Below are 11,894 nucleotides of genomic sequence, written 5' to 3' on the forward strand. Positions count from 1 at the left end.
CGTGGACGCCGACCGATCCGTCCGCCACCCCGGCGGCCGGACCCCTTCCGGGGCCCCCGGCCGGGACGACGCCGCACTTCCCGCCGCCCTCCGCTCCCGGTGCGCCCGGCGCCGCCTGGCCGCCACCGGGGCACCTCCCGCCCGGCCAACCGCCGCCGTACGGCTACACCTACGGCTACGGCCACCCCGCCCCGCCTCCGGTTCGCTCCGCGAACCGCTCGACCCTGTTGGGCGTCATCGTCGCCGGCGCCACCGTCGTGGTCCTCGGTCTCTGCGCCTGCCTCGGCATCGCCGGCTTTCTCTACAGCGCCGACGGGCCGTACTCCGACGACCCGTACGCCGGGGAGCCCTACGACGACCCCTACACCGAGGAACCCGGGTTCCCGGCGGCCCCCTCGGCCGAGCCCACGCCGACGGTGCGGCCGGCGCTGACCCCGTCCGCCGGGCCGGGCCGGGTGACCGTGGTCTACGAGGTGACCGGCCGCGGCCCGGCGGACCTGGAGTACTACGACGCGAACGGCGACTTCATCCAGGTCGAGCGGGTGAAGCTGCCGTGGCGGCGGAGCATGCGGATGCACGACGCCGAGCGGGTGATGGTGCTCGCCGGCAACTCCGACGACGAAGCGCTGATCAGCTGTCGGATCACCGTCGACGGGGAGGCGGTCGCCGAGGACCAGAGCGACTGGGGGGTGAACTGCACCGGCTGAGCGACGGGTTGTCCCCCGGTCCGGGGCCCGTAGGCTGGCGGGCGTGACGACGACCGCCGATGTCGACCCGCTGGTGGCCCGGATGCGGCCGTTCGGGACGACCATCTTCGCCGAGATGTCCGCCCTCGCCGTCCGGACCGGCGCCGTCAACCTCGGCCAGGGCTTCCCGGACACCGACGGTCCGCCGGAGATGCTCGCCGCGGCGGCCGAGGCGCTGCGTGGCGGGCAGAACCAGTACCCGCCCGGCCCGGGCATCCCGGCGCTGCGCGCGGCGGTGTCCGCGCACCAGCGCCGGTTCTGGGGACTGGAGTACGACCCGGACGGCGAGATCGTGGTGACCGCGGGCGCCACCGAGGCGATCGCCGCGGCGATCCTCGGGCTCTGCGAGCCGGGCGACGAGGTGGTCTGTTTCGAGCCGTACTACGACTCGTACGCCGCCTCGATCGCGCTGGCCGGCGCGGTCCGGCGGCCGGTCACGCTCCGCCCCGCCGCCGACGGCCGATACGCCTTCGACCCGGCCGCGCTGCGCGCGGCGTTCGGCCCGCGGACCCGGCTGGTGCTGCTCAACTCCCCGCACAACCCGACCGGCAAGGTGTTCACCCCCGACGAGCTGGCCCTGGTCGCCGAGCTGTGCCGGGAGCACGGCGCGTACGCGGTCACCGACGAGGTGTACGAGCACCTGGTCTTCACCGACGCCACCACCGGCCACGTGCCGCTGGCGACCCTGCCCGGAATGCGCGAGCGGACCCTGCGGATCTCCTCGGCCGGCAAGACCTTCTCCTGCACCGGCTGGAAGGTCGGCTGGGTGAGCGGGCCGGCGGCGCTGGTCTCGGCGGTGCTCCGGGTGAAGCAGTTCCTCACCTTCGTCAACGCCGCACCGTTGCAGCCGGCGGTCGCGGTGGCGCTGGAGTTGCCGGACGCCTACTTCACCGGCTTCCGAGACGGCATGCAGGCCCGCCGGGACCAGCTCGTGGGCGGCTTGACCGACGCCGGTTTCGAGGTGCTCGCCCCGGAGGGGACGTACTTCGTCACCGCCGACGTCACCGCGCTGGGCGGCCGGGACGGGGTGGAGTTCTGCCGGTCGCTGCCCGAGCGGTGCGGGGTGGTGGCGGTGCCGACCCAGGTCTTCTACGACGACGCCGAGGCCGGCCGCCGGCTGGTCCGCTTCGCCTTCTGCAAGCGGCCGGAGGTGCTGACCGAGGCGGTCACCCGGCTGCGCACGCTGGCGCGATGACCGGTCAGGACGCGTACCGGGAGCGACTGCGCCGGGTGCCGGCGCTGCGCGCGTTGCGGGTGGCGGTCAGCCCGGCGACGCGGCAGCCGACGACGCGGCAGCCGACGTCGCGGCGGCCGTCACGCGCGCAACGCCCCCGTCCGGCGAGCAGCGTTCGGGCTCGCTGAACGGGGGCGTTGCTGCCGGCCGCACTTCGGCGGCCGCTCGCGACTGTTACACCCCGGCGGGGCTGGCGGTGCGGACCTGGTCGGCGATGCGTTCGGCGACCGAGCGGGCGGAGGCCTCCGTGGCGGCCTCGACCATGACGCGGACCAGCGGCTCGGTGCCCGACGGGCGCAGCAGCACCCGGCCGGTCTCGCCCAGCTCGGCCTCGGCCCGCTCGACCTCGGCCCGGACGGCGGGCGCGGCCGCGCCGACCGTACGGTCACCGACCGGCACGTTGATCAGCACCTGGGGCAGCCGGGTGATCGCGCCCGCCAGCTCGGCCAGGGACTTCCCGGTCGACGCCATCCGGGACATCAGGTGCAGCCCGGTCAGCACACCGTCGCCGGTGGTGGCGTACGCGGGCATGACGATGTGCCCGCTCTGCTCCCCGCCGAGCGCCAGCCCGGAGGCGCGCAGCTCCTCCAGCACGTACCGGTCGCCGACCTTGGTCTCGATCAGCCGGATGCCCTCGCGGGACATCGCCAGGCGCAGGCCGAGGTTGCTCATCACCGTCGCCACGAGCGTGTCCTCGGTGAGCGTGCCGGCCTCCCGCATGGCGAGCGCGAGGATGGCCATCAACTGGTCGCCGTCGACCTCCTCGCCGTCGGCGGTCACCGCGAGGCAGCGGTCCGCGTCGCCGTCGTGCGCGATGCCGAGGTGCGCGCCGTGCTCGACCACCGCGGCGCGCAGCGCCTCGATGTGGTTGGAGCCGCACTCGTCGTTGATGTTGAGGCCGTCCGGCTCGGCGTGGATCGCGATGACCTCGGCCCCGGCCTCCCGGTACGCCACCGGCGCCACCTCGGCGGCTGCGCCGTTGGCGCAGTCGACCACGACCTTGATCCCGTCCAGCCGGTGCGGCACGGTGCCGACCAGGTGCTGCACGTAGTGGTCGGCGCCGTCGAGCAGGTCGTGCACCCGGCCGACGCCGGCGCCGATCGGCCGGTCCCAGGCGGTGGTGGCGTTGGCCTCCACGGCCGCCTCGATCTGCATCTCGATCTCGTCGGGCAGCTTGTGCCCGCCGGCGGCGAAGAGCTTGATGCCGTTGTCGGGCATCGGGTTGTGCGAGGCGGAGAGCATCACGCCCAGGTCGGCCTTGGTTTCGGCGGTGAGGAACGCCACGGCCGGGGTGGGCAGCACGCCGACCCGGACCACGTTGGCGCCGGCGCTGGTGAGCCCCGCCACCACGGCGGCCTCCAGCATCTCGCCACTGGCCCGGGTGTCCCGCCCGACCACCGCCAGCGGTGGATGGCTCTTGTCCGACTCGGCGAGCGTGTGCGCGGCGGCTACCGCCACCGCCAGCGCCACCTCGGGGGTGAGATCCGCGTTCGCTCGCCCGCGTACGCCGTCCGTGCCGAACAACCGACCCATACCCGCGAACCTCCGGTGAAACTGCCGATGAGAGGAAAAGCGGAACGGCCGGTCCGCCTCTCCTGTTCGAGGGGAGGCGGACCGGCCGTCCGTCAGAAGTACAACGTGCCGCTGAAGATCAGCGCTTCGAGTACTGAGGAGCCTTACGGGCCTTCTTGAGGCCGTACTTCTTGCTCTCCTTGACCCGGGCGTCCCGGGTGAGGAAGCCGGCCTTCTTCAGGGCCGGGCGGTCGTCCGGCTCGTTGACGATCAGCGCCCGGGCGATGGCCAGCCGCAGCGCACCGGCCTGGCCGGTGGTGCCGCCGCCACGCAGGTTGGCGATGACGTCGAACTGCTCGGGCTTCTCGGCGGTGACCAGCGGGTCCTTGATGAGCTGCTGGTGCACCTTGCTCGGGAAGTAGGCCTCGAGATCGCGGCCGTTGCAGGTGATCTTGCCGGTGCCCGGGACGATGCGCACCCGGACGATGGCCTCCTTGCGGCGGCCGACGGTCTGGATCGGCCGGTCACCACGAGGCGCGCGGGCGACGGGCGCCGGCGCCTCGGTGGCCTCGGGGGCAGCCGGGGCAACCTCGGTCTCGGTGATGTCGGTCATGCTGCTTCCTTCGCCCGCGCTCACTGCGCGATCTGCTTGATCTCGAACGGCGCCGGCATCTGCGCGCCGTGCGGGTGCTCGGCACCGGCGTAGACCTTCAGCTTCTTGATCAGCTGACGGCCGAGCTTGTTGTGCGGGAGCATCCCCTTCACGGCGAGCTCGATGGCCCGCTCGGGACGCTTGGTCAGCAGCTCTTCGTAGCCGACCTGCTTCAGGCCACCCGGGTAACCCGAGTGCCGGTAAGCAACCTTGGTCTGGCGCTTGTTGCCGGTCAGCGCAACCTTGCCCGCGTTCACGATGACGACGAAGTCGCCCGTGTCGACGTGCGGCGCGAAAGTCGGCTTGTGCTTACCACGCAGCAACGTGGCGGCGTGGGTGGCCAGGCGGCCCAGCACGACATCAGAGGCGTCGATGACGTGCCACTGACGCTCGATCTCACCCGGCTTCGGGCTGTACGTACGCACAGGTCTACCTTGTCTCGTCGTCGGTCTGGGGTCGCGCGCCGAGTTGACCAGGCGCGCACGAACGACCAAGCGTACCTCAGGTGGCACGCCTCTGGATGTCGTACAACAGCAGGCAACGATACCCGGCGCCCCGTCGGCAGGTCAAAACGGGGTGCCGCCCCGCACGGCCCCGGGCGGCGCGATGGCCGGGGTCACACACCGGCCAGCCTACGCCGCCCCGGCCGCAGGTAGACAACCCAGGTCACCGCGAAGCAGACCGCGTAGGCGGCGATGAAGGCGACATAGGCCGCGTCCGCGCTGCCCTGGGTCAGGAACGACTGCCGGAAGGCGATGTTCACCAGCACGCCGCCGGAGGCTCCGACCGCGCCGGCGATGCCGATCAGCGCTCCGGTCATCCGGACGGCCCAGCGCTGGGCCGCCACCGGTTCGCGCCGTCCGGCGTCCACCGCGGCCATCGCCCGGGCCCGGAAGATCGCCGGGATCATCTTGTAGGTCGAGCCGTTGCCGATGCCGGAGAAGACGAAGAGCGACAGGAACCCGACCAGGTAGAGCCCGAACGACCGTTCCCGGGCGGCGTAGAGCACCAGCGAGGCGCCGACCGCCATCGCGACGAAGTTCCAGAAGGTCACCCTGGCCCCGCCGAGCCGGTCGGCGAGGTGGCCGCCGAGCGGTCGGATCAGCGAGCCGACCAGCGGCCCGAGGAAGGTCAGCCAGGCCGCGTCGACCGGGGTGGGGAACCGCTCGGCGAACTGGAGCTGGAGCACCTGGCCGAAGGCGAAACCGAAGCCGATGAAGGAGCCGAAGGTGCCGATGTAGAGCAGCGACATGATCCAGGTGTGCGGGTCGCGGGCGGCCTCGCGCAGCGCTCCGCGCTCGTTGCGCGCGCCGGGGATGTTGTCCAGCCAGCGCGCCGCGGCCAGCGCGGCCAGCACGATCAGCGGCAGGTAGACCGCCGGCACCAACCGGGGGTACGCGGCCCCCGCGGTCGCCAGCACCGCCAGCCCGACCAGTTGCACCGCCGGCACGCCCAGGTTGCCGCCACCGGCGTTGAGCCCGAGCGCCCGACCCTTGAGCCGTTGCGGGTAGAAGAGGTTGATGTTCGCCATCGAGGAGGCGAAGTTGCCGCCGCCGACACCGGTCAGGCAGGCCAGCACCATCAGGGTGGTGTACGAGACGCCCGGCTCCAGCAGCAGCGTCATCGGCACCGCCGGCAGGAGCAGCAGCAACGCGCTGACGATGGTCCAGTTCCGCCCGCCGAAGCGGGCCACGGCCAGGGTGTAGGGCAGCCGCAGCACCGCGCCCAGGGCGGCCGGCACCGCGGTGAGCAGGAACTTCCCGGCCGGGTCGATGCCGTAGGCGGGGCCGAGGAAGAGCACCATCACCGACCAGAGGCTCCACACCGAGAAGCCGACGTGCTCGGCGAAGATCGAGACCCAGAGGTTGCGCCGGGCGATCGGCGCACCGGTCGTACGCCAGAACTCGGGGTCCTCGGGGCGCCAGTCGTCGATACGGTGCCGGTGCCCGGCGGCCGGGGCGGCCGGGGCCGGGGGTGCGGTGCTGGCGATTGCGCTCACGGCGTTCCTCCTCGTCGGTGTGACCTGGGAGAACGCTAGGAACGTGGGATTACCCCGCGGTGCCCGTCGCGGGTCGGGTCGGAAACGGAGACCGCACCGCGGGCCGCCGTCGGCGGTGAGATCAGAGCTGTTGCAGGATGCGCAGCGCCCGGCCGACCCGGTGCATGGTGTCGGTGTCGGCGACGTCCACGCACTCGGTGAACCACTTCTTCATCGGGGAGGAGATCCGGTCGGGCATCACCACCCACCGGCCCATGGTCACGGCGAGCGGCGAGTCGCGCAACAGCGACTCGTCGACCACCTCGGCCACGATCACGATGGGCACGTCGGTGGAGTTGTAGACGTCGGAGCTGATCACCAGGCCGAGCCGTTCCCGGGCGCCGTCGATGCGCCAGATCTCGCCTCTACGCAGCACGCGGGCGCCCGCCGAAGAGCAGGTCGTCGACCATGCCCACCTCGCGGGCGTCGGCGAGGGCGTCGGCTTCGAGGTCGAGCCCGGCCCGGCCGACGGCGGCGGCGTGGGCGGTGAAGACCTCGCGCAGCGCCTTCTCCCGGGCCGCCTGGTCCATCCAGGCCGAGAGGGAGAGCCCCTCGCGCTTGGCGAACCGCCGGGCCTCCTCGATCGTCTCGTCCGAGAACGACAGGGTCACCTTGGCAGTCATGCCGGAGAGACTACCGGCCGGTGTGACCACCAGTCATCCCACTTGGCGTCCGTCGACCAACCGGACAAACCGCTACTGACGGCACAAGTGCAATATCCGATTGAGCTTGCACTTGCTGCACCTGGGCGAGACGATGTCCGGAGCATGCGGACATCGTCAGGTCCCAACAGGCGCAGAGCGAGGGAGTACGCCCATGAGCCCGACCCCCACGATGACCACGTCCGTCATGCCCAGCGAGGGAGCCGAGCGGGGGCAGGTTGCCGCGGTCGGCGAATTCCTCAAGCGGCACCCGGGCGAGGCCACCGGACCCAGGGCGCGCCTCGTCTCGCCGGATGGCGAGGAGGTCGAGATCCCCGCCCAACTGCTGCACGTCCTGCGGCACGTGTCGGCGATGCTGACCCGTGGAGACGGCGTCGCCGTGAGCGCCGTTGCCCGGGAGTTGTCGACGACCGAGGCGGCCAAGCTCCTCGGCATGTCCCGTCCCACGCTGGTCCGCCTTCTGGACACCGCGACCATCCCCTGCCATCGGGTCGGCAGCCATCGGCGGCTTCTCCTCTCCGACGTCCTGGCATTCCGGCACCGCCAGATGCAGGAGCGCCGGAGGTCGTACGAGGCCCTGATGCTGGAATCCGACGCGCTCGGGCTCAACGACGACGAATAGAGCCGTCGCCGCCTGGCTGCTGGGTACGGTGTCCACTGTGACCCTCGGCGCCCCCTTGGTGTTCCTGGACGCCAACGTTCTGTACTCGAGGACCCTGCGGGACTGGATCAGCCTGCTGTCGCTGGAAAGCGACTGCCTCGTCTACGACCTGCGTTACAGCGAGGATGTGCTTGCGGAATGGATGTACCGCATGCGCCGCAAGCGCCCGGAGCTTTCTGAGCAGGCGATCGGAGGGCAGCGGCGGCGCTTCGTCGAGGCATTTCCGCACGGTCTGGTCACCGGCTACTCCCCGCAGTCGGTGCCGTGCCCACCGGACCCCGACGATCGCCACGTGCTGGCGGCCGCGGTTCACGGCGCCGCCGACTTCCTGGTGACCAACGACCGTCAGGGCCGCGAGGCGTTCCCGACCGTGTGCGTCCAGGGCCGTCTCGAAGTCCACACCGCCGACGAGTTCCTCAACTGGGTGGCCGACACGTCGATGGGGCTGGTCCAGCGCGTCGTGACGAGACAGGTCTCCTACTACCGACGCAGCCTGGTCACGCACGACCGCCACGAGGTGGATCTGATCGCGTACCTGCGCAAGGCAGGAGCTCACCGCTTCGCCGAACGCCTTGAAGGCCACCTCGGCGGGCCGGACACCTAGCGAGCGTCGGCGCCAGCCGGGCACCGGGCGGCGCTCACCCGCGCCGGCCGCCGAACACGGCAAACCGCCACTCCTTGAAGAAGCAGTCGACGTCGACCAGGCCCGCCTCGGCCAGCCAGCGGCACTGCTCGGCCACCGGCGCGGGCCGGTCGTACGCCATCCGCCCGAGCGAGGCGGCGATCTCGTCGGCGTCGGCGCCCAGCGCGGCGATCCGCTCCAGCCAGACCTGGTGGTAGCGCCGGTCCAGCGCGGGGGTCGGTCCGGCGACCTGCTCGGCGTTGACGAAGACGCCGCCGGGCGCCAGCGCCGCCGGCACCCGCCGGTAGAGGCCACGCTTGCCGGCGTCGTCGAGGTGGTGGATCGCCAGCGCGCTGACCACCGCGTCGTAGCGGCCCGCGGGGAGCGGGTCGGTCAGGTCCGCCCGGAGGGTGCGGTGCGGCACCGCGCGGGCCCGCAGGTGGTCGGCGGCGACGGCGAGCATCGCCGGCGCGGCGTCGACCAGGGTCACCCGGACCCCCGGCACCGCCGCCGCCAGCAGCAGCGAGAGCAGCCCGGTGCCCGCGCCCAGGTCCAGCACCTCGGGGGTACGCCCGGACGCCAGCGCGGCCCGCAGCGGCGGCGCGGCCACCTCGACGGCGGTGCCGTAGAAGGCGTCGAAGCAGGGCACCAGCCGGCGGCGGGACTGGTCGTAGCTGCCCGCCACGGCGTCGAAGACGTCGACGACGCTCATCCACTCCTCCTAAATAGTGAGAAACCTGTCCCACATCCTAAATGAGGCGGGCCCGCCCGTTGCCCCCGTGCGGTGTGAGGCGCTCTTGACAGGACCGAAACAGAAGGGACCCGGGTCGGAAACCGCTCGACGGCACGCTTTGCCGACATGACAGACGGTGCACAGACGGCGACGCGACCGGGGCGGACGACCCCCGAGGTGGCGACGCACTGCCCGTACTGCGCCCTCCAGTGCGGGATGACGCTGCGGGAGGAGGGCGGCCGGGTGTCGGTGCACCCCCGCCAGTTCCCCACCAACCGGGGCGGCCTCTGCCAGAAGGGCTGGACCGCCGCCGAACTGCTCGACCATCCCGAGCGGCTGACCACCCCGCTGCTGCGCGACCCGGCCAGCGGCGAGCTCCGCCCGGCCAGCTGGGACGCCGCCCTGGAACGGATCGTCACCGGCATCCGCACCGTCCAGGCCGGGCACGGGCGGGACGCGGTGGCCGTCTTCGGCGGCGGCGGGCTCACCAACGAGAAGGCGTACGCGCTCGGGAAGTTCGCCCGGGTGGCGCTGCGCACCAGGCACATCGACTACAACGGCCGGTTCTGCATGTCCTCCGCGGCGGCGGCCGGGATGCGCGCCTTCGGCGTCGACCGGGGCCTGCCGTTCCCCCTGGCCGACCTCGGCCAAGCCGACACGCTGCTGCTGGTCGGCGCGAACCCGGCGGAGACCATGCCGCCGCTGGTGCGCTGGCTGACCGAGCAACGGCAGCGCGGCGGTCGGCTGATCGTGGTCGACCCCCGGGTCACCGCCACCGCCCGCCAGGCGGACCTGCACCTGCAACCCCTGCCCGGCACCGACCTGGCGGTCGCGAACGCGCTGCTGCACATCGCGCTCACCGAGGGCTGGGTCGACAAGGAGTACGTCGACGCGCGCACCACCGGCTTCGAGGCGGTCCGCCGCAGCGTGGCGGGCTGGTGGCCGGCCCGCGCCGAGGCGCTCTCCGGGGTGCCGGTGGCCGACCTGGAGGCCACCGCCCGGGCCCTGGGCACCGCCGGCCGCGCCGTCATCCTCACCGCGCGCGGCGCCGAGCAGCACGCCAAGGGCGTCGACACGGTCACTGGCTTCGTCAACCTGGCGCTCGCGCTCGGCCTGCCCGGTCGCCCCGGCTCCGGCTACGGCTGCCTGACCGGGCAGGGCAACGGGCAGGGCGGGCGCGAGCACGGGCAGAAGGCCGACCAGCTCCCCGGCTACCGGAAGATCGACGACCCGGCCGCCCGGGAGCACGTCGCCGGGGTGTGGGGGGTGCCGGCCGACGAGCTGCCCGGGCCGGGGGTGCCCGCGTACCAGCTGCTCGACTCGCTGGGCACGCCGGACGGGCCGAAGGCCCTGCTGGTCTTCGGCTCCAACCCGGTGGTCTCCGCGCCCCGGGCCGCCCGGATCGAAGGCCGGCTGCGGGATCTCGACCTGCTCGTGGTCGCCGACTTCCTGCTCTCCGAGACCGCCGCGCTGGCCGACGTGGTGCTGCCCACCGCGCAGTGGGCCGAGGAGGACGGCACGATGACCAACCTGGAGGGCCGGGTGCTCCGCCGCCGCGCCCTGCGGCAACCGCCCCCCGGCGTCCGCACCGACCTGGCGATCCTCGCCGACCTGGCGGCCCGCCTGCGGGCGTCCGGCCCCGACACGCCCCCGGCGCCGGGCGAGGCCGACCCGACGGACCGGTTCCCGACCGACCCGGAGGTCGTCTTCACCGAGCTGCGGCGGGCCTCCGCCGGCGGCCTCGCCGACTACGCCGGGGTGAGCTGGGAGCGGATCGACGCCGCCGACGGCGTCTTCTGGCCCTGCCCCACCGAGGACGGGCCGGACACCCCCCGGCTCTTCGCCGACCGCTTCGCCACCCCGGACGGGCGGGCCCGGTTCCACCCGGTGGAGCACCGGCCGGCCGCCGAGGAGGTCTGCGCCGAGTACCCGCTGCACTTCACCACCGGCCGGGTGCTCGCCCAGTACCAGTCCGGCACCCAGACCCGGCGGGTGGCGGCGCTGCGCCGGGCCGCCCCGGAGGCGTTCGTCGAGCTGCACCCCGACCTGGCCGGCCGGCTCGGGGTGGGCGACGGCGAGCCGGTCCGGGTGGTCTCCCGCCGCGGTGAGCTGCGCGCGCCGGCCCGGCTCAGCCCGGCCATCCGGCCGGACACCGTCTTCGCGCCCTTCCACTGGGGCGGCGCCGCCCGGGCCAACTCGGTCACCAACGACGCCGTCGACCCGATCTCCGGGATGCCGGAATTCAAGATCTGCGCCGTCCGGGTGGAGAGGGTGGAGGAACCGTGACCGAGCGCGTGGTGATCGTCGGCAACGGGATGGCCGGTGCCCGGCTCGCCAGCGAGCTGCACGCCCGGGACGGGGACCTCAAGGTCACCGTGCTCGGCGCGGAGCCGCACCGGGCGTACAACCGGATCATGCTCTCCACCCTGCTCGCCGGGAAGATCGGCGAGCCGGACGTGGAGCTGGCCGAGGTCGCCGGGCAGGGCGTCGACCTGCGGACCGGGGTGACCGCCACCGCGATCGACCGGGCCGAACGCACGATCCGCACCGACGACGGTGACCGGATCTCCTACGACCACCTGGTGCTGGCCACCGGCAGCCGGGCCGTGGTGCCGCCGCTGCCCGGGCTGGACCCGGCCGCCCTGCCGGAGCGGGTGGTCCCGTTCCGCACCCTCGACGACTGCCGGCGAATCCTCGCCGTCGCCGAGGGCGCCCGGCGCGTGCTGGTGCTCGGCGGCGGACTGCTCGGGCTGGAGGCGGCCCGCGGGCTCGCCGCCCGGGGGCTCGACGTGGCGGTGGTGCACCCGGTGCCGTACCTGATGGAACGGCAGCTCGACCCGCTCGGCGCCGGCGTGCTGGCCGGCACGCTCGCCGGGCTCGGGGTGAGCACCCACCTGGCCGTGTCGGCCACCGGGGTCGCCGTCGACGCCGGCGGGGTCCGCCTCGACCTGGCCGACGGCCGGTCCCTCGCCGCCGACCTGCTGGTCCTCTCCTGCGGCGTACGCCCCGACACGGCCCTCGCCGCCGCGGCCGG

General features: G+C 73.3%; 13 protein-coding genes. 6 read left to right on the top strand and 7 right to left on the bottom strand.

Going from position 1 to position 11,894, the window contains the following annotated elements:
• Both NCC78_RS18915 and NCC78_RS18920 read left to right on the top strand, forming a co-directional pair.
• Positions 1-707: MmpS family transport accessory protein (locus NCC78_RS18915; RefSeq protein ID WP_250795985.1), on the top strand; the 707-nt coding region annotated here is incomplete at its 5' end.
• A gap of 43 nt (positions 708-750) precedes the next feature.
• Complete coding sequence (locus tag NCC78_RS18920; RefSeq protein ID WP_284706322.1) at positions 751-1,941, top strand: pyridoxal phosphate-dependent aminotransferase; 1,191 nt, start codon at positions 751-753, stop codon at positions 1,939-1,941.
• Positions 1,942-2,154: 213 nt separating this feature from the next.
• Here NCC78_RS18920 and glmM read toward each other — a convergent pair whose 3' ends face one another.
• The 6 genes from glmM to NCC78_RS18950 form a co-directional block, all read right to left on the bottom strand.
• Entirely contained in the window at positions 2,155-3,513 is a 1,359-nt protein-coding gene (glmM, locus tag NCC78_RS18925) for a phosphoglucosamine mutase (protein ID WP_250795986.1), read from the bottom strand.
• A gap of 118 nt (positions 3,514-3,631) precedes the next feature.
• Positions 3,632-4,105 (bottom strand): 30S ribosomal protein S9, encoded by a 474-nt coding sequence (gene rpsI / locus NCC78_RS18930; protein WP_250795988.1) that lies wholly within the window; start codon positions 4,103-4,105, stop codon positions 3,632-3,634.
• 20 nt (positions 4,106-4,125) lie between these two features.
• Positions 4,126-4,569 (bottom strand): 50S ribosomal protein L13, encoded by a 444-nt coding sequence (gene rplM / locus NCC78_RS18935; RefSeq protein WP_250795989.1) that lies wholly within the window; start codon positions 4,567-4,569, stop codon positions 4,126-4,128.
• Positions 4,570-4,760: 191 nt separating this feature from the next.
• Positions 4,761-6,134 carry an MFS transporter gene (locus NCC78_RS18940; protein WP_250795998.1) on the bottom strand — a complete coding sequence of 458 codons (1,374 nt, stop codon included), beginning with the start codon at positions 6,132-6,134 and terminating at the stop codon, positions 4,761-4,763.
• A 130-nt stretch (positions 6,135-6,264) separates the two neighbouring features.
• On the bottom strand, positions 6,265-6,558 hold the full coding sequence (locus NCC78_RS18945) for a type II toxin-antitoxin system PemK/MazF family toxin (protein ID WP_250795990.1): 294 nt from the start codon (positions 6,556-6,558) through the stop codon (positions 6,265-6,267).
• Positions 6,548-6,805, bottom strand: a complete 258-nt coding sequence (locus NCC78_RS18950; RefSeq protein ID WP_250795991.1) for a DUF6364 family protein — start codon at positions 6,803-6,805, stop codon at positions 6,548-6,550. The genes NCC78_RS18945 and NCC78_RS18950 overlap by 11 nt, the downstream gene beginning before the upstream one ends.
• A 193-nt stretch (positions 6,806-6,998) precedes the next feature.
• On the opposite strand from NCC78_RS18950, the gene NCC78_RS18955 reads away from it, so the two are divergent.
• Positions 6,999-7,466 (top strand): helix-turn-helix domain-containing protein, encoded by a 468-nt coding sequence (locus NCC78_RS18955; RefSeq protein WP_250795992.1) that lies wholly within the window; start codon positions 6,999-7,001, stop codon positions 7,464-7,466.
• Between the two features lie 37 nt (positions 7,467-7,503).
• Positions 7,504-8,109: a PIN domain-containing protein gene (locus NCC78_RS18960; protein WP_250795993.1), complete on the top strand. Its 606-nt coding sequence runs from the start codon at positions 7,504-7,506 to the stop codon at positions 8,107-8,109.
• Between the two features lie 34 nt (positions 8,110-8,143).
• Here NCC78_RS18960 and NCC78_RS18965 read toward each other — a convergent pair whose 3' ends face one another.
• On the bottom strand, positions 8,144-8,839 hold the full coding sequence (locus NCC78_RS18965; protein ID WP_250795995.1) for a class I SAM-dependent methyltransferase: 696 nt from the start codon (positions 8,837-8,839) through the stop codon (positions 8,144-8,146).
• Positions 8,840-8,986: 147 nt separating this feature from the next.
• Here NCC78_RS18965 and NCC78_RS18970 point away from each other — a divergent pair, with 147 nt between their 5' ends.
• Positions 8,987-11,146: a molybdopterin oxidoreductase family protein gene (locus NCC78_RS18970; protein ID WP_284706323.1), complete on the top strand. Its 2,160-nt coding sequence runs from the start codon at positions 8,987-8,989 to the stop codon at positions 11,144-11,146.
• The coding region (locus tag NCC78_RS18975; RefSeq protein ID WP_250795996.1) for an NAD(P)/FAD-dependent oxidoreductase at positions 11,143-11,894 on the top strand (752 nt) is incomplete at its 3' end. The genes NCC78_RS18970 and NCC78_RS18975, both read left to right, overlap by 4 nt.

It is taken from the genome of Micromonospora phytophila, from assembly GCF_023656545.1.
Taxonomy (GTDB): Bacteria; Actinomycetota; Actinomycetes; order Mycobacteriales; family Micromonosporaceae; genus Micromonospora; species Micromonospora phytophila.

What these genes read in the sequence shown, in the direction of transcription:
- NCC78_RS18950 (WP_250795991.1), bottom strand. Translation starts at nt 6,805, where the DNA reads ATGACTGCCAAGGTGACCCTGTCGTTCTCGGACGAGACGATCGAGGAG.
- NCC78_RS18955 (WP_250795992.1), top strand. Translation starts at nt 6,999, where the DNA reads ATGAGCCCGACCCCCACGATGACCACGTCCGTCATGCCCAGCGAGGGA.
- NCC78_RS18965 (WP_250795995.1), bottom strand. Translation starts at nt 8,839, where the DNA reads ATGAGCGTCGTCGACGTCTTCGACGCCGTGGCGGGCAGCTACGACCAG.
- NCC78_RS18970 (WP_284706323.1), top strand. Translation starts at nt 8,987, where the DNA reads ATGACAGACGGTGCACAGACGGCGACGCGACCGGGGCGGACGACCCCC.
- glmM (WP_250795986.1), bottom strand. Translation starts at nt 3,513, where the DNA reads ATGGGTCGGTTGTTCGGCACGGACGGCGTACGCGGGCGAGCGAACGCG.
- rpsI (WP_250795988.1), bottom strand. Translation starts at nt 4,105, where the DNA reads ATGACCGACATCACCGAGACCGAGGTTGCCCCGGCTGCCCCCGAGGCC.